The 24,675-nt window shown below is 42.3% G+C and carries 24 protein-coding genes and 1 pseudogene; 14 read left to right on the plus strand and 11 right to left on the minus strand.

The window, feature by feature from the left end:
* Window positions 1–6 precede the first annotated feature (6 nt).
* The 7 genes from AC2VOY_RS01630 to AC2VOY_RS01660 all read left to right on the plus strand — a co-directional run bounded on the left by AC2VOY_RS01630 (window position 7) and on the right by AC2VOY_RS01660 (window position 6,944).
* On the plus strand, window positions 7–1,158 hold the full coding sequence (locus tag AC2VOY_RS01630) for a ribosomal protein uL16 3-hydroxylase (protein WP_491831904.1): 1,152 nt from the start codon (window positions 7–9) through the stop codon (window positions 1,156–1,158).
* 36 nt (window positions 1,159–1,194) lie between these two features.
* Entirely contained in the window at window positions 1,195–2,001 is an 807-nt protein-coding gene (gene xthA / locus AC2VOY_RS01635) for an exodeoxyribonuclease III (protein WP_491831905.1), read from the plus strand.
* A 357-nt stretch (window positions 2,002–2,358) separates the two neighbouring features.
* A complete protein-coding gene (locus AC2VOY_RS01640) occupies window positions 2,359–3,495 on the plus strand; it encodes an ABC transporter substrate-binding protein (RefSeq protein WP_491832974.1) in 1,137 nt (378 codons plus the stop codon).
* A gap of 11 nt (window positions 3,496–3,506) precedes the next feature.
* Entirely contained in the window at window positions 3,507–5,264 is a 1,758-nt protein-coding gene (locus AC2VOY_RS01645) for an ABC transporter permease (protein WP_491831906.1), read from the plus strand.
* Window positions 5,245–5,913, plus strand: coding sequence for an ATP-binding cassette domain-containing protein (locus AC2VOY_RS01650; RefSeq protein ID WP_491831907.1), 669 nt, complete (start codon window positions 5,245–5,247; stop codon window positions 5,911–5,913). Before AC2VOY_RS01645 ends, AC2VOY_RS01650 begins: the two co-directional genes overlap by 20 nt.
* A 49-nt stretch (window positions 5,914–5,962) precedes the next feature.
* A complete protein-coding gene (locus AC2VOY_RS01655; RefSeq protein ID WP_491831908.1) occupies window positions 5,963–6,610 on the plus strand; it encodes a CDP-alcohol phosphatidyltransferase family protein in 648 nt (215 codons plus the stop codon).
* Between the two features lie 13 nt (window positions 6,611–6,623).
* The gene (locus AC2VOY_RS01660) at window positions 6,624–6,944 is read left to right on the plus strand and encodes a putative signal transducing protein (RefSeq protein ID WP_491831909.1); all 321 of its coding nucleotides are present in this window, start codon (window positions 6,624–6,626) and stop codon (window positions 6,942–6,944) included.
* 31 nt (window positions 6,945–6,975) lie between these two features.
* Here AC2VOY_RS01660 and AC2VOY_RS01665 read toward each other — a convergent pair whose 3' ends face one another.
* From AC2VOY_RS01665 to aroA, 8 genes and pseudogenes are all read right to left on the minus strand, one after another.
* Window positions 6,976–7,818 (minus strand): alpha/beta fold hydrolase, encoded by an 843-nt coding sequence (locus AC2VOY_RS01665; protein ID WP_491831910.1) that lies wholly within the window; start codon window positions 7,816–7,818, stop codon window positions 6,976–6,978.
* Window positions 7,819–7,937: 119 nt separating this feature from the next.
* Window positions 7,938–8,639: an orotidine-5'-phosphate decarboxylase gene (pyrF, locus tag AC2VOY_RS01670; protein ID WP_491831911.1), complete on the minus strand. Its 702-nt coding sequence runs from the start codon at window positions 8,637–8,639 to the stop codon at window positions 7,938–7,940.
* 80 nt (window positions 8,640–8,719) lie between these two features.
* Window positions 8,720–9,889: a lipopolysaccharide assembly protein LapB gene (lapB, locus tag AC2VOY_RS01675; RefSeq protein ID WP_491831912.1), complete on the minus strand. Its 1,170-nt coding sequence runs from the start codon at window positions 9,887–9,889 to the stop codon at window positions 8,720–8,722.
* A gap of 240 nt (window positions 9,890–10,129) precedes the next feature.
* Window positions 10,130–10,366, minus strand: a pseudogene (locus tag AC2VOY_RS01680) (LapA family protein); the annotation flags it as partial.
* Window positions 10,367–10,580: 214 nt separating this feature from the next.
* Complete coding sequence (gene ihfB / locus AC2VOY_RS01685; protein WP_491831913.1) at window positions 10,581–10,865, minus strand: integration host factor subunit beta; 285 nt, start codon at window positions 10,863–10,865, stop codon at window positions 10,581–10,583.
* Window positions 10,866–11,337: 472 nt separating this feature from the next.
* The gene (gene rpsA / locus AC2VOY_RS01690) at window positions 11,338–13,008 is read right to left on the minus strand and encodes a 30S ribosomal protein S1 (RefSeq protein ID WP_491831914.1); all 1,671 of its coding nucleotides are present in this window, start codon (window positions 13,006–13,008) and stop codon (window positions 11,338–11,340) included.
* A 139-nt stretch (window positions 13,009–13,147) separates the two neighbouring features.
* Window positions 13,148–13,825 carry a (d)CMP kinase gene (cmk, locus tag AC2VOY_RS01695; protein WP_491831915.1) on the minus strand — a complete coding sequence of 226 codons (678 nt, stop codon included), beginning with the start codon at window positions 13,823–13,825 and terminating at the stop codon, window positions 13,148–13,150.
* A 130-nt stretch (window positions 13,826–13,955) separates the two neighbouring features.
* Window positions 13,956–15,236, minus strand: coding sequence for a 3-phosphoshikimate 1-carboxyvinyltransferase (gene aroA / locus AC2VOY_RS01700; RefSeq protein ID WP_491831916.1), 1,281 nt, complete (start codon window positions 15,234–15,236; stop codon window positions 13,956–13,958).
* A 148-nt stretch (window positions 15,237–15,384) separates the two neighbouring features.
* Here aroA and aat point away from each other — a divergent pair, with 148 nt between their 5' ends.
* From aat to infA, 3 genes are read left to right on the plus strand one after another with little or no spacing between them, the layout of a single operon-like run.
* Entirely contained in the window at window positions 15,385–16,101 is a 717-nt protein-coding gene (aat, locus tag AC2VOY_RS01705) for a leucyl/phenylalanyl-tRNA--protein transferase (protein ID WP_491831917.1), read from the plus strand.
* 21 nt (window positions 16,102–16,122) lie between these two features.
* On the plus strand, window positions 16,123–16,827 hold the full coding sequence (locus AC2VOY_RS01710) for an arginyltransferase (protein WP_491832976.1): 705 nt from the start codon (window positions 16,123–16,125) through the stop codon (window positions 16,825–16,827).
* Window positions 16,828–16,877: 50 nt separating this feature from the next.
* Window positions 16,878–17,096, plus strand: a complete 219-nt coding sequence (gene infA, locus AC2VOY_RS01715) for a translation initiation factor IF-1 (protein WP_491831918.1) — start codon at window positions 16,878–16,880, stop codon at window positions 17,094–17,096.
* A 93-nt stretch (window positions 17,097–17,189) separates the two neighbouring features.
* Here the strand turns inward: infA and queC are convergent, their stop codons facing one another.
* Window positions 17,190–17,903, minus strand: a complete 714-nt coding sequence (gene queC / locus AC2VOY_RS01720) for a 7-cyano-7-deazaguanine synthase QueC (protein WP_491831919.1) — start codon at window positions 17,901–17,903, stop codon at window positions 17,190–17,192.
* Window positions 17,904–17,954: 51 nt separating this feature from the next.
* Window positions 17,955–18,449, minus strand: a complete 495-nt coding sequence (locus AC2VOY_RS01725) for a GNAT family N-acetyltransferase (RefSeq protein WP_491831920.1) — start codon at window positions 18,447–18,449, stop codon at window positions 17,955–17,957.
* Between the two features lie 214 nt (window positions 18,450–18,663).
* On the opposite strand from AC2VOY_RS01725, the gene AC2VOY_RS01730 reads away from it, so the two are divergent.
* Window positions 18,664–19,281 carry a LysE family translocator gene (locus AC2VOY_RS01730; RefSeq protein WP_491831921.1) on the plus strand — a complete coding sequence of 206 codons (618 nt, stop codon included), beginning with the start codon at window positions 18,664–18,666 and terminating at the stop codon, window positions 19,279–19,281.
* Window positions 19,282–19,649: 368 nt separating this feature from the next.
* Window positions 19,650–21,053 carry an L-cystine transporter gene (locus AC2VOY_RS01735; RefSeq protein ID WP_491832978.1) on the plus strand — a complete coding sequence of 468 codons (1,404 nt, stop codon included), beginning with the start codon at window positions 19,650–19,652 and terminating at the stop codon, window positions 21,051–21,053.
* 143 nt (window positions 21,054–21,196) lie between these two features.
* Here the strand turns inward: AC2VOY_RS01735 and AC2VOY_RS01740 are convergent, their stop codons facing one another.
* Window positions 21,197–21,727, minus strand: a complete 531-nt coding sequence (locus tag AC2VOY_RS01740) for a 3'-5' exonuclease (protein ID WP_491831922.1) — start codon at window positions 21,725–21,727, stop codon at window positions 21,197–21,199.
* A gap of 394 nt (window positions 21,728–22,121) precedes the next feature.
* Between AC2VOY_RS01740 and AC2VOY_RS01745 the strand changes: the two genes are divergently transcribed.
* Window positions 22,122–22,754 carry a DUF2760 domain-containing protein gene (locus tag AC2VOY_RS01745; protein ID WP_491832979.1) on the plus strand — a complete coding sequence of 211 codons (633 nt, stop codon included), beginning with the start codon at window positions 22,122–22,124 and terminating at the stop codon, window positions 22,752–22,754.
* Between the two features lie 80 nt (window positions 22,755–22,834).
* Window positions 22,835–24,655, plus strand: a complete 1,821-nt coding sequence (locus AC2VOY_RS01750) for an Hsp70 family protein (RefSeq protein WP_491831923.1) — start codon at window positions 22,835–22,837, stop codon at window positions 24,653–24,655.
* Window positions 24,656–24,675 lie beyond the last annotated feature (20 nt).

The raw sequence follows: 24,675 nt of genomic DNA on the forward strand, positions 1-24,675 counted from the left end.
CTTTCCATGTATCAACTCTCTTTTTCGCTTGAAGCCTTTATGCAAGAATTTTGGCAAAAAAAGCCAACTATCATTAAAGCTGGTTTTCAAAATTTCACCGATCCTCTTTCGCCAGATGAACTAGCGGGCTTATCTTTAGAAGAAGAAGTCGATTCACGCTTTGTCAGTAATCTAAATGACAACTGGTGTGCGGAGCATGGCCCATTTGATGAAGAAAAATTTGCCAATCTTGGTGACTCGGATTGGTCTTTGATTGTGCAAGCGGCCAATCACTGGCACCCAGAAGTTGCGAATATGTATCAAGCATTTAAAGCGATCCCAAACTGGCTGTTTGATGATGTGATGATAAGTTTTGCCATGCCAAATGGCGGCGTTGGCCCACATATTGATCAATACGATGTATTTATCTGCCAAGGTATGGGAAAACGCCATTGGCAAGTTGGCGCAAAAGATGTGGGTCAATATAGCGAGAACTTACGCACCCCAGCGCTACGTCAAATTGAAGGTTTTGATGCCATTTTAGATGATGTACTTGAGCCCGGTGATATTTTATATATCCCTGCAGGTTTCCCGCATCATGGCTACGCGCTTGAGCCTTCTCTTAGTTATTCAATGGGTTATCGCTCACCAAAATCCCAAGAGCTTTTAAGTAACTTCGCTGATTTTGTGCTTGCCCATGATAGAGGTGATGTACATATGCACCACCCAATGCAACAACTTCAAGCTCAATCAGGCATGCTGGCGCGCAATGATATGGATAAGCTCGTTGAGATGTTAAAACAAGATCTAAGCGACGATGCCTTTATTGATAAGTTTTTGGCTTGTATGCTGAGCCAATCACGCCATCATTTAAATATTATTCAAGCAGAAGAAGAGTGGTCACAAGATGATTTGCAAACCCATATTCAAGCTGGCTTAGCCATTGAAAAAGTAGCGGGTCTGCGCTGTTTTTACCACCAAGACGCACCGTTAACTTTATATATCAATGGCGAAATCTTTCACTTAGAAGATGATTTAAGCGCCATGGCACCACTGCTTGCTGATCGTGAATGTTTAAGCTCTGATATATTAAATCAACTCACAGACAAACCTGAAGCACTTGAGCTCATTTGCCAATTGCTGAATAAAGGCTATTGGTTTATTCAAGAAAACGAATAGAACAAGTATTTACTGCAAAAAGGATGACATACCTAAATGAAATATATTTCTTTTAACATCAATGGACTACGTGCACGTTTGCACCAACTACAAGCCATCATTGACAAGCACCAACCTGATGTGATTGGCCTACAAGAAATTAAAGTTCATGATGATGCCTTCCCGCTTGAAGCGGTTGAAGCTATGGGCTATCACGTGAATTTTCATGGCCAAAAAGCCCACTATGGTGTGGCAATGCTGACGAAACAAGCACCGGTTCGCGTGCAAAAAGGCTTTGCAACCGATACTGAAGAACACCAAAAACGCATGATCATGACGACTGTCTTAGATGAAGATGGCAAAGAAGTAACTGTGATGAATGGCTACTTCCCGCAAGGTGAGAACATTGCACATGAAACCAAGTTCCCATACAAGCGCCAGTTTTATAAAGACCTGATGACGCACCTTGAAACCAACCATACACCTGATGACCAAATCATCGTGATGGGTGATATCAACATCAGCCCAACGGATCTCGATATTGGGATTGGGGATGCAAATGCAAAACGTTGGCTCAAAACGGGTAAATGTTCTTTCCAACCTGAAGAACGTGAATGGCTTGCGCGTCTGCTAGATTGGGGCTTTATCGATACTTTCCGTGAAGTACACCCAGATCTTGGCGAGAAATACTCGTGGTTTGATTATCGCTCAAAAGGCTTTAACGATAACCGCGGCCTTCGCATTGACGTGATCTTAGCAACGCCAGAGCTTGCGAAAAAATGCTATGAATCAGATATTGACTATGAATTACGTGGCATCGAAAAACCATCGGATCACGCACCGATCTGGTCATGTTTTAAATAGACGCGCCTGCTAATATTTAAGCACTAATCTGACAAACTATATGCCTCTGCGCTAGCACTTACTCAATCAGTAAATGCATAGCAAAAGAGGCATTTTGTATTTAATTTCAATTATTTTGCCTTCAAGTGAAATTTTTCCAAGCCTTCCCATGTCGAGATAATAGTGACGGACAAATTCCTTTTAAAGCTTGATGAGGCTTACAAATTTTTGTATTCCTTAAGCTTATTTTTCAAATATGCTCCGTTAATCAAGAAATAGCTTTCAAAATTAGATATCTTATCCGTTAGAGGATAGCCATTTGTGACAAGGAATGTAACAGTGAAACCTTTTATACTACGACGTTTATTTCAATCCCTGATTGGCGCACTACTGCTTTGCCTAAGTGTTATCAGCCCTACATTGGCGCAAGAAACCAAATGGCAAGCGATTGAATCCAAAGCAAAAGGTCAAACTGTGTATTTTCATGCATGGGGTGGCAGTCAATCCATCAACCAATACTTACGTTGGACTGCGCGTGAGCTTAAAAATCGTTATCAAATTAATTTAGTGCATGTCAAAGTCAGTGATATTTCAGAAACAAGTGCCCGTTTACTGGCTGAAAAAAGTGCGAATAAAAATACGCAAGGCAGTGTTGACTTGATGTGGATTAACGGCGAGAACTTTAAGTCTTTAAAACAAAATAACCTCTTATTCGGCCCTTTTGTTAGCCATCTACCTAACTGGCAAAATGTTGATCAAAATTTGCCTGTAACGCAAGATTTTACCGAGCCAACAGACGACCTTGAAGCCCCTTGGGGACTCGCACAACTTGTGTTTATCTATGACACTAAAAAACTGACCAAGCCGCCACAATCTGCTGCGCAGCTGCTCGCTTATGCCAAAGCTCATCCAGGACGTATTACTTACCCGCAACCACCAGAGTTTCATGGTAGTAGCTTTTTAAAAGCCTTATTACTCGAACTCACTGATTCGCCACAGGCGCTTAAAAATTCAGTTGAATCTGAAGACTTTGCAGCAATAACAGCGCCGCTTTGGGACTATTTAGATGCCCTGCATCAAGTCGCATGGGAGTCTGGTAAACGTTTTCCAACCAATCAGCCACAGCTTGTGCAATTACTCGATGATGATCAAGTCGATTTAGCCATTACCTTTAACCCGAATGAAGTGCTTGCTGCGCAAAATCAGGGCAAACTGTCATCGAGCACAAAAGCCTATGCATGGGAGCAAGGCGCACTATCTAATGTGCATTTTTTAGCGATTCCTTGGAATGCGAGCCACAAAGAAGCGGCTCAGGTTGCGATTAACTTTTTATTAAGCCCAGAGGCTCAATCGCATAAAGGGGATACAGAAGTTTGGGGCGATCCTTCGATTTTAAAACCAGAGTATTTAACAGGTAGCGCAAAGCAAAATGAAATGTTTAAAGCGATTGCTGAGCCGCATCCAAGTTGGCAGAATGCACTTGAAGAAGAATGGCTGAAGCGTTATGGCAGCTAAAGGATTTATTTATGCATAAGCCGATTGATGCCATCAGGCCAAATAAAGCTTCGCAGCCAAGACGCGGACAATTTTTAGTCCAATTGGGCTTTGCATGCATCTGCTTAATTTGCTTATTTCCTATTGTGCCAGGTTTTATCGGCGTATTAAGTGCCAGTTTACATTATGTGCCAGCGCTTAACTTAACCGAAGTGAACCTTGATGGCTTTGCGCAAGTCTTTGCTTGGAGCGGCGTGGGACAATCCTTAGCCCTGTCTTTTTTTAGCGCCGTAATGAGCACTTTCTTATCCATCCTGATTTGCTTTTTAATCTTAAAGCAAGTCTGGCTGACGCCTAAATGGAACAAGCTTCAAACCAGCCTTGCTCCTCTACTGGCTCTGCCTCACGTCGCCTTTGCGGTCGGTTTTTTACTCTTGCTATCTCCAACAGGCTTGCTTGCCCGCTTCATCCAAGTCTTTGTTGAGGTGGATATTCCTTGGCTCGTGCGCGATCCTTGGGGCTTAGGCTTAATTGTAAGTTTGACGATAAAAGAAGTCCCATTCTTGCTTTTAATGTCAGCAAGTGTACTCAATCAATTTCCCGTCCAAAAGCAGTTGCAAATAGCGCAAAGCGTCGGCTTATCTTTAAACCAAGCCTATTGGCAAGTGATTTTGCCGCAATGGCTACCCAAAATGCGCTTCTCTATTTTTGCTGTGCTCGCCTTTGCTTGCTCTGTCGTCGACATGAGCCTTATCCTTGCTCCGAGCACGCCTGCGCCCTTTGCCGTACTCGTCTTTCAGTGGTTTAGTGATGGCGATCTCAGCCTTTTCCCTCGCGCAGCGGCCGGTGCATTTGTTTTATTTATACTCTGCTTAAGCCTTTTAGTTGGCTATCGAATGTTAGAAGGATTCTTTGTATCCAAAGCTCGTCATTGGATGTACTGCAACCAGCCTTGGTTTATCAACCCAAAAGCTTGGATATATAAGCTAATTCTTTTCACTAGCTTAGCCGCAAGCTTGCTACTTGTGATCTGGAGTTTTGCCCAGCGCTGGCGCTTCCCTGATCTACTCCCAAGCCAATGGAGCCTAAGCTTTTGGGCGCAAGAATGGCCATACTTACAAGATAGTTTGCAAAATAGTATAATTATTGGCCTCATCACCAGTATTCTTGCCACATTGCTGGCGATTTTTGCTCAAGAGTATCGTTTAAAATTTCCAAAGCGTTTGCCGATGCTTTTAATTGCGCTGCCAATGCTGCTGCCGCAACTCTCGATTTTATTTGGCCTGCAAGTCTTTACCTTATATTTAGGCCAAAATGTATACCTGCCTTGGGTATTATGGGCACATGTGTTTTTCGTCTTCCCTTATGTTTACCTCTCGTTAGATGGTCCTTGGAAAAGCTTCCCTAGCCGATATCAAGCGATTGGCGCAAGCCTTGGTCTATCGCCATTAAAGTTTTGGTTTAAAGTTAAATTGCCATTGTTATTGCCAAGCATTTTAACCGCTTGGGCCATTGGCATGAGCGTGAGCCTTGCACAGTATTTATCAACTTTAATGTTAGGTGGCGGCCGAATTGCCACGCTGACAACAGAAGCTGTCGCACTTGCCAGTGGGTATGATCGCCGCCTAATGGCCTTATATGCACTATGGCAAGCCTTGTTGCCTTTGATTTTCTTTATTTTGGCACATTTACTTAGCCAAAGTTATCCATTTAAACCTTGGTCTTTCAAAATAAATACTAAGCAAACACAAATCAATAAAGCGAAACCGTATGAGCCTAAAGTTAAGTAATTTGCAGATCCTCTATCCGGACAAACATCCTGTTTTCGAACCATTAACCTTCACAGTGCAAGCTGCAAATATTGTTTCATTAATGGGGCCAAGCGGCTGCGGTAAGTCAACGCTATTGAGTGCCTTGAGTGGGCATTTAGAGTCGAGTTTTAGTTTATCTGGCGAAGTCATGTTAAATGGGCGAGATATTTTATGCTTACCTGCGCACCAACGTCGCATCGGTTTATTATTTCAAGATGATTTGTTATTTCCGCATCTTAATATTTGGCAAAACATCGCCCTTGCCCTACCAGAAAGCATAAAAGGTAAAGCTGCGCGCCAAGCCAAAGCAATGGAATATTTAGCAGCGATTGAGTTAGTGCATTTGGCAAATCATATGCCAGATCAAATCTCAGGTGGTCAACGCGCACGGGTCAGTTTAGGTCGCTTACTTGCCAGTGAGCCGCAAGCCATTCTGCTCGATGAGCCATTTAGCAAGTTAGATGAGAGTTTACGTGATAATTTTCGCACTTGGGTGTTTGAGCAAATTAAGGCGCGCCATATCCCATGTATTATGGTTACGCATGATATGGCTGATGTGCCCGATCCAAAACTTTGTATTGCTTGGCCTTGGCAGCAACATATCACACAGCTTAATGTGATTGATTAAACCCAACGCATGTCTAAAGAGTGGCACTCATATTCAACGAGGATGTATTATGTTAGATAAATACAGTGTGCAATGGGTAAAAAAGCCCTTAGCGGATCTTGCTGATCGCGCAGATAAATTAGGGATCCGCGCCGATCAGGTAACTTTTTATGGCTTTGTGGTTGGCTTATCCGCCTTGCCACTTTTAGCCTTTGAGTTTTATAGCTTGGCATTAATCTGCATTCTTATCAACCGCTTCGCAGATGGACTTGATGGCGCACTCGCACGTATTCAAGGACGCACGGATGCCGGTGGCTTTCTCGATATCGCTTTAGATTTTTTATTCTACTCACTCGTCCCACTTGGCTTTGTGCTCGCCAATCCGCAGGCCAATGCAGTTGCAGGCGCTGTCTTAATCCTCTCTTTTGTCGGCACAGGGACAAGCTTTCTCGCCTTTGCGTCCGTCGCACACAAATATCGACTCGATAATCCTGATTATCAGCATAAATCTTTATATTACATGGCAGGACTGGCTGAAGGCACAGAAACAATCGCCTTTTTAATCTGTATTTGCCTGTTCCCATCTGCTTTTGCGCTGCTTGCCTATATCTTTGCAGCAATTTGCTATCTCACCACTGCTAATCGTATTTATTCAGGTTATCAAACCCTTAAACAAGCTGAGCAAGCCCCCACTAATCAAGAATCATCCATATCTTAAGAAGAGGTCAGTTATGAAAATTTATAGTGCCAAGAACCCAACTCAAGCACATATCCTCGCCGGCCTATTAGAAAGTCATGGGATAGATGTCCAAGTGCAAGGCGATGGCTTATTTAGCTTAAAAGGTGAAGTGCCGATGACCACAGAAACCGACCCTTACCTTTGGCTCAATGATCCAAGCCAAGCGCAGCAAGCAAAACATATCTTAGATGCGTATGAAGCGAAAGCCAATGCGCCAAAAATTAGTTGGCAATGTCATCAATGCGAAGAAGAAGTTGAAGGGGAATTTGAGATTTGTTGGCAGTGTGGCGCGCCAAAGCCTTGCGAAGATTAACCCCTGCAAAGCTTAAGCACCGTCGATTGAATTAGCTCATACTCGGCTGCATGGCTTGTGACTCAATAAATGAAATCGAGACCTGATTAAAGTGATCGGGTTTTTCTACATTGCACACATGGCCGCAATCTGGGATCTCATAAAGACTACTTCTGCGGTGTTTTTTCAGCATTTCTTTGATTGGCTGGATAAACATATAGTCCTGCGCGCCCATCAAATAAAGCGTTGGGATATTGGTTTCTTTCTCATTAAAATAACGCATCATCGGATTCATTTCACTCGACAACTTAAACCAGCGCTTAAACTCTTGCTGGCAGAGCTTTCTTGCTTCACGAATAAACAAGTGACGCGACAATTTCTGATTCGATTTAGGCATCACAACATAGGCGAATAGTTTATAGGTCCACATATATGGGATGATGTGTTTACTTAAGTTACCTAGCTTAACTAAGAATCGACTACGCAAGTTTAGTTGCGTCACCGCGCCCGCTAGTACCATGCTTTGGATCCTGTCAGGGTGATGCTCGGCAAGTTTGCGCACAATAATACTGCCCAATGAGAGGCCAACCATGTGGCATTTCTCAATCTTGAGGTGATCTAACACATTTAAAACATCAAGGCTGACTTCATCAAAGGTATAAATACGTTTTTGAGATTGGAAGAAACCAAACTTTTTCGTCGTTTGTGGATCCTCTTTAGGTTTTGATTTGCCATGCCCACGTAAGTCGACTAAGAGTAAATTAAACTTCTCTTTATACGCTTTGATTTGACGAAACCAAATGGCAGAGCTTCCGCCAGCACCATGTACAAGGACAACCCATTCTTGGCTTGTCGGGTGCGCATAAACCTTATGAAATAATAGATCTTGAGTCATTGAAACCTAATTTAAAAGACGACTGGAGTCCTAGCATACCGAAAAACCCGAAAAAAAGACAGAACTAACAAAACCTAGCGATCTTGTTAGCCCTAAAGTTGTATTACTTGTATACGAGATTAAATGCTCGCAAGCGATGCGTTAATTTCCTCAAGTACAAGTTGAGGATTGTTCGCTTGGGTGATCGGACGGCCAATCACTAAATAATCAGAGCCAGAAGAAATTGCATCCACTGGTGTCATGATACGGCGTTGATCCCCTGCGTCACTTCCCGCTGGGCGGATCCCTGGGGTGATTAACTGAAATGCTTTACCTAGCGCTGGTTTTAAAGTGCTCGCCTCTTGCGCTGAGCACACAATCCCATCTAAACCAGAATCTTTGGTTAAACGGGCTAAACGTAACACATGCTCATTGGCTGGTACTTCAATCCCAATCCCGTTAAGATCTTCTTGCGCCATGCTGGTGAGCACAGTCACTGCAATTAAGATTGGTCGGTCTTTACCATAAGGCTCTAAGATTTCACGAGAAGCTGTCATCATACGCTCACCGCCGCTGGCGTGAACATTCGTCATCCATACGCCAAGCTCAGCTGCAGCTTGCACTGCCTTTGAGCAAGTATTTGGAATATCGTGAAATTTAAGATCAAGGAAGACGTCAAAGCCGCGGCTTTGTAAGCTGCGTACAAAGTTTGGCCCAAAATAAGTGAACATTTCTTTGCCAACTTTCAAACGGCATTGCTTTGGATCAATTTTGTCCACAAAAGCAAATGCATCGTCTTCGTTTTGATAATCTAAGGCAACAATGACTCTTGGGTCTAACATTCTCTCTTCCTCTTTTATTCAAACAAAAAATATAAATAAACCAGAGCATGTGACGCACTCTGGTTTATCTATAGTCATTATTATTCACCGTCCAAGCCTCGGATCGGCTTAATTGAGCCCCATTTCTTACACGATGGGCAATGCCAATACACAGATTGGCTAGCAAACCCACATTGGCGACACTGATAATGAGGTTTTAGCTTCATTTGTTCACCAACCATAGATTGAATCGTGGTCAAACTATCACGCGCGCGCCCTTCTTCAGCCTCTGCAATATGATAATCAATCAAGCGATAGAAACCTTTCATGGTTGGATTCTTTTCAAGCTGCGCCGTCATCATAGTTTGTGCCTTGGCAATACCTTCATGTTTGGCTAAGATTTGAGCCAACATCAATTCTGCTGAGGCGCCAGTTTTACGATTTATACAGGTTTGCAGAAAGTTCAACAAACCTTGCTCATCATCAAGTGCATAATAACAGTCAGCAATCGTTGGCAGAACTTCGGAAACAAAATCTAAGTCTTGTCGTATCACCATTTCAAGTTGATCGATAGTTTTCTGATAGGCTTTTTGTTCAAGATACAAATTACCTAAACCGATACTCGCGCGAACGCACTTTGAATCATCTTGCAGTGCTTTCTTAAAGAGTTTAATTGCTTGTTTAGTTTCATTGGAAGCCAAAGCTTGCATTGCAAGTTCACAGCGAAAATGGGCGATATCTCGATGCACACGCTTTTTCCCCAGCGCTAGCAAAGACTCACCGCAACGGATCGCTTTATCCCATTCACTAGTTTGTTGGTAGATTTGCATTAACTGCTCAAGGGATTGCTGACGATGTTCGGGCTCATCAATAAGCTGCTCAAGAATTTTTTCTGCGCGATCAAAAATACCCGATACCATATAATCTTTGGCTAATTGCTGCAGCGCAATATGCTTTTGATCTATGGTTAAACCATCACGCGTAATTAAGTTTTGGTGCAAACGAATCGCTCTGTCGACCTCTCCGCGTGAACGGAATAAGTTACCAAGCGCCAAGTGAGTATCGATGGTTTCATTATCGACTTGGAGTAATTCGATGAAGTGATCAACCGCTTTATCTGATTGTTCAGACAAAAGAAGGTTTAAACCTCGCACATATTCGCGCGAGATTTGATGAGATTTTTCTTGTTTATCTTGCTTGGCGCTACGATTACCCATATACCAACCGTAGGCGGCGGCAATGGGTAATAGTAAAAAGAGTAGCTCTAGCATTCAGATAACCTAGGCTTTTGCTTTGTCTTCAGGGGATTTCTCTTCTACTTTAGGTGTTTTTTCTTCAGCTGTCTGTGCTTTCACATCCGTAGATTTATCTTCTACTTTTGCAGGCGCTTGTTTTTCTTGTTTTGCTTCAAGTTTTTTCACAGCTTTTGCTTCTTTTTGTTTTTTTACAGCGGCTTTTGCTTCAAGCTTCGCTTTTTTAGCTTCATCAATTCTTGGATCGATATAACCTAGTTTTTTTAGTTGACGACGCTGGCGACTGATTTCAATTTGTGCTTTGAAATACCAAGAGGCAAAGAATAAACCTGCCACCAGAAAACCAATCACAAAAATAATACCAAGTAAGATTGAAAGCTTAAACTCGCCTTGGGCAATAAGATAATTAAAATTAACCACTTCTTGGTTTTCACTACCGAGAGCGATAGCAACAACGAATAAGGCCAAGGCCAAGATAGTTTTGATAATTTTCACGCTTAGATCCTCTTTTGTATTTGAATCTATAGATTATGCAGTAAAACCAACAAAGTCTCCATTGTATTTGTTTGATCCTGAATAATATTTTTTATATAAATGACTTAATTGGTCAGAGTTTACACCAAATTGATGGACTAAAAAGCAGATACAAAAAAGCAGCCCAATCAATAAGGCTGCTCTTTAAATTTGTTCAAGCAGATAAACTTAAGGCTTATAAGCTATTATTCACACGCTCACGTAGCTCTTTACCTGGCTTAAAGTGTGGCACATATTTGCCATCTAATTCAACTTTTTCACCTGATTTAGGATTACGACCGACACGTGGTTCACGATAATGAAGTGAGAAGCTACCAAAGCCACGGATCTCGATACGATCACCAGACTCTAATGTACCTGCCATATGTTCAAGAATGTCTTTTACGGCATCTTCAACTTCTTTTGCTGATAAATGCGATTGCTCTGCGGCTAAGCGCTCGATTAACTCAGATTTTGTCATAGGTTGCCTCATTGCATACTCTCAATTTTAAGGTAAATAATTTATTTAGGATAAGCTAGGTTGTTATACAAATTTTAAGATAAACAGTACCCTACTTATGCCTCCCATAAGTTGACCGAGAATCTATCATATCTCTTTCTTTTTATGATATTTCTAAGCCCTTGTTATTTTTAGTAATAAGCTTTATTTTCAGAATATAGTTCATTCTTTTATAAATTGCTAGTTATTGACCACAGATTTATCTATAGATCACAACTATTTAACTTTATTGTGAGCGCATACATAGGCATTTTCAAGCAAAATCGAGTGTTATTTCTCTGACACCTCTCGAACATCAAGTTAAGCAACACTCTTCAAATCCCAAATTCTCCAAACGCAAAAAACAAAAAGGAGCCCCGTAGGACTCCCTTTTTTATAGCTTAGCTAATTTTAATTAAGTTTACACTTAATCAAGCTTTAGCCAAAAAGTGAATTACTCACCTTTTGCCGCTTTGAACGCGTCAGCCATAGCATTACCAAACGCACCATCTTCTTGGTTGTTTAGTGAAGCCATTGCTTCTTGCTCTTCAGCTTCATCTTTCGCTTTGATAGAAAGATTGATTACGCGGTTCTTACGATCAACACCCATGAATTTAGCTTCAACGCTGTCGCCAGCAGAGAATACTAGAGATGCATCTTCGATACGGTCACGTGATGCTTCAGAAGCACGGATATAACCTTCAACGCCTTCGATTAGCTCAACAGTTGCGCCTTTCGCGTCAACTGCAGTAACTGTACCAGTTACTAGAGTGCCTTTCTTGTTGTCAGCAACATAGCTGTTGAACGGGTCGTTTTCCATTTGCTTAATGCCAAGAGAAATACGCTCACGCTCAGCGTCAACTGCAAGAACAACTGCAGAGATTTCGTCACCTTTTTTGTAGTCACGAACTGCTTCTTCACCTTGAACATTCCAAGAAATGTCAGATAGGTGAACAAGACCATCGATGCCGCCTTCAAGACCGATGAAGATACCGAAGTCAGTGATAGACTTGATCTTACCAGTTACTTTATCGCCTTTAGCTTGCGCTTCAGCGAATGACTGCCATGGGTTCGCTTTACATTGTTTCAGACCTAGAGAGATACGACGACGTTCTTCGTCGATATCAAGAACCATAACCTCAACTTCGTCGCCAACATTAACAACTTTAGAAGGGTGGATGTTCTTGTTAGTCCAATCCATTTCAGAAACGTGTACTAGACCTTCAACGCCTTCTTCGATTTCAACGAAGCAGCCGTAGTCAGTTAGGTTAGTAACGCGACCAGTTAGTTTGTGACCTTCTGGGTAACGGTTAGCAATTGCTACCCATGGATCTTCACCAAGTTGCTTAAGACCTAGTGAAACGCGAGTGCGCTCACGATCGAACTTAAGAACTTTAACATTGATTTCGTCACCAACGTTTACGATCTCAGATGGGTGCTTAACGCGTTTCCAAGCCATGTCTGTGATGTGTAGAAGACCGTCAACACCACCAAGATCAACGAATGCACCGTAATCAGTAAGGTTCTTAACGATACCTTTGATTTCTGTACCTTCTTGTAGTGTTTCAAGTAGTTCATCACGCTCAACGCTGTTTTCAGATTCGATAACAGCACGACGAGAAACAACAACGTTGTTGCGTTTTTGGTCAAGCTTGATTACTTTGAACTCTAGCTCTTTGTTTTCTAAGTGCGCAGTGTCACGAATAGGACGTACGTCAACTAGAGAACCAGGTAGGAATGCACGGATGCCGTTTAGTTCAACAGTGAAACCACCTTTAACTTTACCGTTGATGATACCAACAACAGTTTCAGCTTCTTCACATGCTTTTTCAAGAACGATCCAAGCTTCGTGACGTTTCGCTTTTTCACGAGAAAGTTGAGTTTCACCGAAGCCATCTTCAACAGCGTCAAGTGCTACGTCTACTTCTGCACCTACTTCAACTTCAAGTTCGCCAGCAGCGTTCTTGAATTGCTCAGCAGGGATAGCTGATTCAGATTTTAGGCCAGCGTCAACAAGAACAAAACCGTTCTCGATAGCAACAACAGTACCTTTAACAAGTGTACCAGGGCGTAGTTCTAGTTCGTTTAGCGACTCTTCAAAGAGTTGAGCAAAAGATTCAGTCATTATATGATCTTCAAATTAATAAACGTCCACGGGTATCCTACCGCATGGGGTTGAAAATATAGTTGGTTATCATCCTTGCAACCAACGGTTTAAGATTAAGTAGTTTTTAACAGCTCACCTGTTGGATAAGAAGTTAAACTTATTTAACCTTAGATTGGATAAATTTCATTGCACTTTCAATCACTTCATCAATATTTAGAGAAGTAGAATCAAGCACAAAAGCGTCATCGGCAGGACGTAGAGGCGCTACCGAACGGTTACGGTCTCTATCATCACGCTCTTCGATGTCGCGTAAAAGTTGGTCAAATTTACCATCTAATCCTTTTTGTTGCAACTGATTCAAGCGGCGATTTGCTCTTTCATGGGCAGATGCGTCTAAAAATATCTTCGCATCGGCATTAGGAAAGACCACTGTGCCCATGTCTCGACCGTCTGCAACAAGGCCTGGCGCCGTTGCAAATGCACGTTGACGGCGCAATAGCGCTTCACGTACACGCGGGAATGCGGCAACTTTCGAGGCTGCTGTGCCAGTTTCTTCTTTGCGCAGTTCTTTTGAGACATCTTCGCCTTCAAGTAAAACTTTGACTAAGTCACCTTCAGCGATAAATTCAACATCAAGATGCATGGCAAGTGGCACGAGCGCTTCTTCTGATTCCACATCAACGCCGTGGTGAATCGCTGCCAGTGCAAGGACGCGGTAAATTGCCCCAGAGTCAAGAAGATGAAAACCCAAACGTTTTGCCAATTGCATGCATAAAGTCCCCTTTCCTGCACCACTTGGACCATCCACTGTAATAATAGGATGTTGAGTATTCATAATTTCTCTCCGATTCTGGGGTTAATCTGATTCATTGTTACTTGAATTTGGCCGCGATTATACCCAAGTCAACTTCAGATGCAAAGGCTAAACCTATGAATGGACCTGCTTTACATCCTTAACTGGAGAATTATTGCGCGAGTCTATGCAATTCATCAAAATAAGTAGGAAATGTCTTCGAGGTGCATTTCGGATCTAAAATCGTCACCGGCGTATCGCTTAATGCCACTAATGAGAAGCACATTGCGATGCGGTGATCATCATAGGTTTCAATTTCAGCGTGGATGAGTTTTTCTGGCGGCGTAATTTGGATAAAGTCTTCCCCTTCCACAACCTCAGCGCCTACTTTACGTAACTCACATGCCATCGCAGCAAGGCGATCGGTTTCTTTCACGCGCCAGTTATACACATTGGTAATGCGTGTCGTGCCTTGGGCAAATAAAGCTGTGGTTGCAATCGTCATTGCCGCATCAGGTATATGGTTAAAATCCATATCAATGGCATTGAGCTTGCCTTTGCGGCATAATATGTAATCCTCACCCCATTCAATCTCTGCGCCCATTTTTTCAAGCGCATCAGCAAATTGAATATCCCCTTGGATACTGTTTTTGCCAATTCCAGTGACTTTGATTTCACCACCTTTAATTGCGGCTGCCGCTAAAAAGTAAGAAGCAGACGATGCATCGCCTTCAACTAAGTATTTACCAGGCGACTGATAAGACTGACCGCTGCGCACAACAAAGGTTTGATAGTTATTGTTTTCAACCGTCACGCCAAATTTTCCCATGATATCTAGTGTAATATCGATATACGGCTTAGACACTAGCTCACCAATAATTTCAATTTCTAAATCATCTTTGGCAAATGGCGCGGCCATTAATAAAGCGGTTAAAAACTGACTTGAAATCGAACCATCAATTTGCACTTTACCTCCATTTAAGCCTGTGCCTTGAATTTTCAGTGGCGGGTAGCCTTTATTTTCAAGGTATTCAATCTCACAACCTAGTGTTTGCAGCGCATCCACAAGGTGCAAAATTGGACGCTCTTTCATGCGCGGTTCACCGGTAAGCACATACTCGCCCTCACCTAAACAAAGCGCAGCGGCAAGTGGGCGCATCGCGGTTCCTGCATTGCCTAAAAAGAGCTCTAGTGGCTGAGCTGATGTGAAAGTACGACCAAGGCCTTCAACCGTGCAAGATGTTTTATCTTCTGATAAAGAATAACTGACGCCTAGCGATTTTAAGGCATTAAGCATATGTGAGATGTCGTCGCTATCAAGCAAGTTGGTCAGCTCTGTCGTGCCACTGGCTAACGCCGCAAGTAATAAGGCGCGATTGGATACACTTTTAGAACCAGGTAGATTCACTTCTCCTTGAACGCGTGAAATTGGGTCTAATGTCAGTTGTTGCATAATGATTATTTTCCTTATCAAAATTTTTATCTTCTAGCACCTTACCCAAAAATATGTTTAGAATCTAGCCTTAACGCACCTCAACATTTATATACTGCTAAAAAAGCTTAAAATCAGCGGGATATGGAGTATTTTTTGGAGTTTTAGTTTGATCTATTTACCAGAGCTTGACACTCACTTGTCCTTCCCTAACCCAAGTGAAGCCCTGCTTGAGCCTGACGGTTTACTTGCTATGGGCGGTGATTTATCAAGTGAGCGCCTGATTTATGCCTATCAACATGGTATTTTCCCTTGGTTTAGCCAAGATGAACCGATTTTATGGTGGAGTCCAAGTGAGCGTATGGTACTTGGCACTGATGAAATGCAGCCAAGCAAAAGCATGCGTAAATTTATTCGTAAAACCAATTGGCGGTTGAGTGCTAATCAAGCGACTGAAGAGGTTATTCGCTTATGCGCTAGCACGCGCCCAGAATCAGAACGTTGGATCACCAGCGAAATGCAAGCCGCCTATATTCAACTTGCACGCAAAAGTAAATGTCAGTCTGTTGAAGTGTGGGATCATCAAGATAAGTTAATTGGCGGCTTGTATGGCTTAACCATAGGCCAAACATTTTGTGGGGAATCCATGTTTTCATTGGCATCCAATGCTTCGAAATTTGCCTTTTGGGGCTTGTGCCATCACTTTGGTGAAATGGGCGGAAAATTAATAGATTGTCAATTACATAACCCTCACCTTGAATCCTTAGGTGCTTATTTAATCCCACGAGAGAGATATTTAAACTACCTAAAACAACATCAATCCGCTATGATTAATGAGGATTTCTTGTTCGCGCATGAGATCACAGATTTTAAGCGATGGCTGTAACAAGGAAAAAGGATAATGCCTATGATTATGCTTCCAGATTCAATTCAACTTGGCCTGTGTCCCCCTCATCCTTGTAGCTATCTTGCCGATCAAGAAGAACAAATTGCAGTGGTGATGAGTGAGGCTTTGCAAACAGAGAGCTTTTTTGAAGCTTTTCTAAGCCTTGGTTTTCGCCGCAGCGGCAATATGATTTATCGCCCGCACTGTCAGCAGTGCAATGCCTGCCAACCCATTCGCATTTTGGTCGATGAATTTGAACCCAGTAAAAGTCAAAAACGTTTATTAAATAAAGCTAAAAAGGCGCAAATTAGCTATCAATTAAAATCCCAATTAGATGATGATTGGTATGATTTATATGCTAAATATATTGAACTTCGCCATCAAAATGGCAGTATGTATCCGCCTAATAAACAAACATTTTTAGATTTTATTCAAAGTTCTTGGTTAAATCCGAGCTTTTTACACCTTTACCAAGAACAAAAATTAATAGCTGTGGCGGTAACGGATAATTTAACCCATAGCTTAAGTGCTTTTTATACATTTTTTGAACCTGAGCACCCATTATCTCTTGGCGCACTTGCGATCTTAACCCAAGTTGAAGTGGCGCAAAAAACGAATAAAAGTTACCTTTATTTAGGTTTTCAAATCGACGAATGTGATGCAATGAAGTATAAAGTTTTATATAACAGGCATCAAAAGCTAGTAAATCATGCTTGGCAAGGGTAGAATACGGCAAAACTTTTATACCCTAGCCTAAATATCGCAACGAGGATTCAATGGCAAAAGAAGATGTAATTGAAATGCAAGGCACTGTCCTTGACACACTTCCAAATACTATGTTTCGTGTTGAACTAGAAAATGGTCACGTTTTAACAGCGCACATTTCTGGTAAAATGCGTAAGAACTATATCCGTATTCTTACGGGTGATAAGGTGACTGTTGAAATGACACCTTATGACTTAACAAAAGGTCGCATCGTTTTCCGTGCACGTTAATTAAGACCTTTTAATTATTCATTTTTGAATACACCTAATTAAAAAACCTCAAGCCAGATTCTTAGCTTGAGGTTTTTTTATGCTTGAGGTTAGTTAGCCCACCTCACCGACTGCTGGCAAGCTTTTTAAAATCGTATGCAGCTCAATCATCACCGCTGTTTTATTATTTTGATAAACACTCAGGCCAGCGCGACGCAGCGCACAAGCTGGGCAATCGCCACACCCACTGCCAATGATGTTATTATAACAAGTCAATGTTTCATCTCGGATCATATCCAATGCTCCAAGGTTATCTGCCAATGCCCAAGTTTGGGCTTTATTTAGCCACATTAACGGCGCTTGCACTTGCATCTCGTACCCCATTCCGCGTGAAAGCGTTTCTTGCATTGAACGCACAAAAGTATGGCGGCAATCAGGATAACCGGCAAAGTCTGTTTCACACACTCCTGTAATAATAGCGTGTGCACCGACTTGATAAGCATAAATACCCGCTAAGGTAAAAAATAATATATTGCGCCCTGGCACATAAGCGTTTGGCATCTCAGATTTATGATCAGCGTGATCAACCGGAATATCTTCACGAGTTAAGGAGCTTTCAGCCAATTCACTCATCGTTCGTACATCCATAATTTTATGTGCGCTCACGCCAAGTTTTTTTGCCAAGCCTTTGGCGATTTCAATTTCTAGTGAATGGCGTTGTCCATAGTCAAAAGTGATCGCATGGACTTCATCATAGTTTCTTAAGGCCTGAATAAGACAAGTTGTCGAATCTTGACCGCCACTAAACACTACGACCGCTTTACTCATGATACTTCCCTTTCTTTTTTATGCTCCCACACAGCGTCATTGCGCAGCGCATTAATTAATCTTTTTCATTAAGCAATGAATATAGGGCTCAAATTTATGTTCTTGATAAAAACTACGTGCGACATGATTAAAGTCAAACACTTCAATGGCGATTTTTTCTACACCATAACTTTCAAAAACAGATTCAATTTGAGTTAAAAGTTGCCTGCCTATGCCCTGCTGACGCATTGTTGGCAATAAATAAAACTCATCAATATTTCCAAGTAATACCTTTGGATGGATTGGCGAATCAAAACTTGCGAAACTCCCACAAATAAATCCTACCACTTGTGGGGATGTATCTTCTTCTGATTGCGTCACATCTTCTGCTAAATAGACCAAACATTCAGGATGCGTTAAATAGGTTTGAATCGATTTTTCTTGCATCACTTGTGCTGCCGGTTTACAAAGATCTGGCGCTTTTTCGTGATGCTCTTGATGTAACGCCCACATGAGATCGTCTAGCGCAGCACTGTCTTGGATATTTGCCGCTCGAATTTTTATCACAATAATCTTCTTTAATTTTAATTAGCGAACTTTGAAATAAGCGTGTGTATTCATTAACTAAATAGATATTTATAAAATGCGTTTAAGTTGAATATATTTCTCATTAACACTCAATATTTTACTATAAAATGCCACACACAAGAGATTGATATTGGTAAAATAATCAAACCAAGTTAACATATTGCGATATTTTCAGACGAGTTATCAAATAAACATGGATTTTTTACTACTTAGTGCTTTTATTCCAACTTTTTTCTTTGTCTCCATCACGCCAGGTCTTTGCATGACGTTAGCCTTAACTTTAGGGATGACTATTGGCCTCAAAAAAACCTTATGGATGATGTTAGGTGAGTTAGTCGGAGTTGCATTAGTCGCAACCTGCGCCGTTCTTGGTGTCGCCAGTGTGATGCTTGAGCACCCGCAAGTCTTCCTTGCGCTAAAATATTTAGGTGGTGCTTACCTCATCTGGGTGGGGATAAAAATGTGGCGCGCCAAAGGCGGTTTATCTTTTGATTTTGACGCTGAAATCTTAGCGCCAAAACCAACTAAGTTAATCTCCCAAGGTTTTGTCACGGCAATTGCCAACCCTAAAGGCTGGGCTTTTATGATCGCCCTTTTACCACCTTTTATTAATCCAAGCTTGCCGATGCCAGCGCAATTATCTTTATTGGTTGGGATTATCTTATGTACTGAGTTTATTTCTATGCTTGCCTATGCAACCGGTGGCAAAAGTTTACGTCATCTTTTAAATCAATCTGGCAATGTACGTTTATTAAACCGAATCGCTGGCACATTAATGGTCGGTGTTGGTATCTGGTTAGCACTTGGTTAATAAGTAGCCACTTAAAAATATTTTTATTCTTAAAATGTGTAAATGAACAAATAGAAAGCTAGCTATTGACGAATCCCCCGTAGATCTGATTGATATTTGTTCAATTTTAAGTATATATATCTTTTAGTTATATTGCATAACAAAGCTAACCTTTTCTTCCTTTTTATATCCTTGTAAATTGTCTACTTATCATCTAAATCCTTGATACGATCAACTTATTGAATACATCGACAAGGATTTAGATAATGTCTTAAATGACAGACTGAATTCGCAAAGGCCTTCTCCCTAAGCGATATATTTGCAAATACCCTTCAGCCAATGCCTATATGGCTGAATCAAAGGGAAATCTATGAAGGAATAACACCATGATGTCTATTGCTGTGATCGCAAACATTGCGATATTTGTTGGCATTTTATTTGTACTCTTTAAGCTCCAACGTCAAAAACATACCCTTTCACGCCAAGTTTTATCTGGTTTGATCTTAGGTAGCTTATTTGGTTTTTTACTCCAGTTAATCTATGCAGGCAGCGGCGATATCATTAAGTCGACCCTTGAGTGGATCAATGTGGTCGGCAGTGGCTATGTTGGCCTACTTAAAATGGTGATCATGCCATTGGTGCTCGTCTCAATGATTGCTGCTGTGGTTCGCCTTGAGCAATCTGGATCCTTAGGTAAAATCAGTGGCCTCACCATTGGTGTGCTGCTCTTTACCACTGCGATTTCTGCGCTGGTTGGGATCGCGATTGCCCATGTATTTGGTTTATCTGCAGCAGGTCTTTCTGAAGGTGCACGTGAAACCGCGCGTATCGCGATTCTTGAAGATAGACTTGGCAGTGTTGCCGATCTAACGATTCCGCAAATGTTGGTGAGCTTTATCCCAACCAATCCATTTGCTGATTTAACTGGTGCTCGTTCAACCTCTATTATTGCCGTGGTCATCTTCGGGATTTTAGTTGGGATTGCAGCGCGCAAAGTGATGGCTGAAAAACAAGAGCTTGAAGCGCCAATCAAAGGTTTTGTAGAATCGACTCAAGCGATTGTGATGCGCCTTGTGAAGATGATCATTGCACTGACGCCGTTTGGCATCGCGGCCTTGATGACCAAAGTTGTCGCCACGTCTAGCCTTGCGGATATTCTAAGCTTGCTTAGCTTTATCGTTGCCTCTTATGTAGCTATCTTCTTGATGTTCCTTGTGCATGGCTTCCTTGTGTCACTGGTTGGCGTCAATCCAAAGAACTTCTTTAAGCAAATTTGGCCTGTGCTTACCTTTGCCTTTAGCTCACGCAGCTCTGCAGCAACGATTCCGCTAAATGTTGAAGCGCAAACCACGAAATTGAAAGTGCCACCAGCGATTGCAAACCTTTCTGCAACCTTTGGCGCGACAATTGGCCAAAATGGTTGTGCGGGGATCTACCCAGCTATGCTTGCTGTGATGGTCGCACCAACTGTGGGCATCAACCCAATGGACTTTAGCTTTATCTTGTCACTGGTAGCAATTATTACCGTCAGCTCATTCGGTATTGCCGGTGTGGGCGGCGGCGCAACCTTTGCAGCGTTAATTGTTCTACCTGCAATGGGGCTACCTGTGACTATCGCAGCGCTTCTTATCTCGATTGAGCCTTTAATTGATATGGCGCGTACGGCGTTAAATGTAAGTGGCGCAATGACAGCGGGCACTATCACTTCACGTCTGCTTGGGGATAAAAAAGAATTGAATCAAGCCTTTGATGAAGAGTTAAAGCAGCAAGATTTTATTGAAAATAAAGCTTAATCATCAGCTTAGTTTTTAGATAAACATAAAGTCACTTCAGCATCCTAAAACGGATAGTGAAGTGACTTTTTTTGTTTAAGCTTAGTCTTGTAATGAGACGAAGGTTAACAGCACTAGATATAAAAAGCTTAATATAAACAAGCTTATAAAATTTCTAGCGCAAGTTTCGCTAAATTGTAGGCATCGACATAACCAGAATGTTGACGCCCTTCCCATTCAATGCCCAGCGCTTCTTGGGCGGCTTTATGCCCAATGCGTTTATCTTTGGAGCGCTCGCGAATGCGATATAAAGTCGCCAAATTAATAAACTCTTTAAATGGCACATCGAGCCCTTTTTGTGCACATTCTTTGGCAAGAATTAAATCATCCCGCCCCCACGCCGCATATATCTTTTTTGGCCCGCCGAAGTTTTTAATCAAAGATTTTAAGACATCGGCTAACGGACGTCCTTGTTTTTGCACGGTTTTTGGCGTAATGCCAGTTAACTCAGTACAAAACTCAGAGACTTTATCTGACTCTGGACGCACATAAAACTGCGCCCGTTTGACGATTTTTTTCTCGGTTAAATCAATCTCAGCTAAACCAATTTCAATAATTTCACCTGTTTGCCCGACACCGTTTTCATTCCAGCAGCACATTTCTAGGTCAAAACAAACAATTCGGTTGTGATTCATACTTTTCTTACTCAATCATATTAGGCTTTTGCTATCGCTCCTATTCTACCTGAGCCAAAGCATAAGGCAAAAAGAAGCAGCGAAAGCGGCAATACTTGCCTAAAATTCACACGCTTTAATTTTTTTTGCTGAAAAATCAAACAAAAGACTTGATATTTTAAACATCTGCACCAAGTTTTAGTTAAAGACTTATTATTGATTATGATAAAATGCTGACATCTATACTCTTATCCCATCAGCGGTAACGCCCATGATCTGAGTATTAATCCTGTATATTTGGCATGAAGGTATAAGCCACTTGCCAAAAGATGATGTATACATTCATAAATTCCTAAATTTTCAGTTTTGATCTCACTTCAAACTGAAATGACAAAGAGACGTTCAAATGAATACCATGACTTATGATTTAAACCTGTTTCCAACAACATTCGACCAGCTGCATGCAATTTTAGCAGCAGTGGCTGTGCTTTTTTTGTTGGTAGCTTTATTTAAGCCACGTAAAACCGTTGAGAAAATCGTCGAAAAACCAGTTGAAAAAATTGTTGAGGTTGAAAAACCTGTCGAGAAGATTGTCGAAGTTGAGAAAGTGGTTGAAGTCGAAAAAGTCGTGGAAAAACGTGTGGAAGTCGAGTCTAAGCTTAAATCTGCGCCGACTGACTCAGCGTTGCAATTACTTGCGATTTTCCAACAAGAAGCACGCTTAGTTGATTTCTTACACGAAGATCTAACCCATTTTAATGATGAAGAAGTTGGCGCTGCTGCGCGCGTGATTCACTCTGGCGGTCAAAAAGTCTTAAAAGATCACTTTAAACTGGCGCCAGTTCGCAGTGAAGCAGAAGAGTCACGCATCCAAGTGCCTGAAGGCTTTAATGCGCAAGAAATTCGTTTAACTGGCAATGTCACTGGTAATGCACCATTCCAAGGTACGCTTATCCACTCTGGTTGGAAAGCTCAAGAGATTAGCCTGCCAAAACTGACTGAAAACTATGATCCAAGCATCATTGCACCAGCTGAGGTTGAGCTTTAATCCCTCTCAGTCTAAGGAGTGCCCGCATCGATGTGGGCATTCACTTTATATACCTAATTTAGTAAAAATTGAGCCAAACTATGCAAGAATTTGAATCACAATCAAGCCCGAAGTTTAGTGTCGGGATTGACCTTGGCACCACCAACAGCGTGCTATCTTATACCCAGCTTGACCTTGACCAAGCGCAAGTTGAAGTTTTTGGCGTGCCGCAATTGATTGGCCCTGGACAAGTCGAGTCTTTAAATCAGCTGCCATCTTTTGTTTATCAAGCGCATCAAAGTGAAGTGGATCAATCGCTTTTAAGCCTGCCTTGGACTGACGAGCCGCCAGCACTTGTGGGCAGCATCGCACGTCATTTAGGTCATAAAACACCTATGCGCCTCATTGGTAGCGCGAAAAGCTGGCTTTGCCATGGCGGCGTCAATCGTCGTGAAGCATTCTTGCCACAAGGCCAAGGCGATGATATTACGCGCCTTTCACCTGTTGATGCAACTGAGCTGTATCTTGATCACTTAATGAGTGCTTGGGATCATGCGCACCCTGACGCGCCACTTGCCAAGCAGCAAGTCACGATTACAATTCCTGCATCTTTTGATCCTGCGGCAAAAGAGCTAACCGCAGAAGCTGCCAAAGCGGTTGGTTTTGAAAACTTAACCTTACTTGAAGAGCCGCAAGCTGCGCTTTATAGCTGGATTGATAACAGCCAAGATAACTGGCGCGATCAAGTCACGGTTGGCGATCTTGTGCTTGTGGTCGATATCGGTGGTGGTACCACGGATTTATCACTTGTGAAAGTGAGCGAAGAAGAAGGCAATTTATCCCTTGAGCGTGTGGCTGTCGGTGAGCATATCTTGCTTGGCGGTGACAACATGGATTTGGCATTGGCGTATCGCATCAAGATGAACCTTGCGACCCAAGGTCAGCAATTGCAACCTTGGCAAGTCAATGCCCTCGCCCACCTTTGCCGTGATGCAAAAGAAACATTACTGCAAAACCCAGATGTTGAAACTGTGCCAATCGTGATCCCAAGCCGTGGCTCAAAATTGATTGGTGGCAGCTTAAAAACTAACTTAACCCAAGCCGATATAGAGCAAACCTTACTCGATGGTTTCTTCCCACATATTGGCGTGCATGAGCACCCAGTGCAAACTCAGCGTAGCGCCTTGACCCAACTTGGTCTGCCATATGCACAAGATGCAGGCATTACCCGCCATATTGCAAGTTTCTTAACCAAGCAAGCAGGCATTCAAGAGGCGCAAGATTTTGTTCGTCCAAGTAAAATTCTATTTAACGGTGGCGTTCTAAAATCTGATCTCTTATCCACTCGCTTAATGGGCGTGCTTGAGTCTTGGTTTGAACACGGCAGCATTTCTCGCTTAACCGGTGTTGATCTTGATTTAGCCGTTGCCCGTGGCGCAAGCTACTTTGGTCATGTGCGTCATGCACTGGCGCATAACAAAGGCGGCGTGCGTATCCGTGGCGGTCTGGCAAGCAGTTATTATGTTGGCGTTGAAAGCTCTATGCCAGCGATTCCGGGCATTCCGCCGCAAATGGAAGCCGTGTGTATCGCACCATTTGGCATGGAAGAAGGCACAGAATCAAACCTTTCAAACCGCGAATTTGGTCTTATCATTGGTCAGCCTGTAACCTTCCAATTCTATGGCTCAACTGTGCGTCATGAAGATGAAACAGGAACTCACCTTGATTTTTGGATGCCAGATGAACTCGAAGAGTTGCCGCCAATTGAAGTGACACTTGAAGCGCAAGAAGGCCGCAGCGCTGGTGAAGTCGTGATGGTTGAGCTGTCAACAAAAATCACGGAAATTGGCACCTTGGCATTGGAAGCGATTGCAGTCGACAACTTCCAAACTTGGCAAGTTGAGTTTAGTGTCCGAGATTAATCATCCAAACTCATTCGTGT

This window comes from Vibrio sp. KMM 9700 (assembly GCF_058545285.1).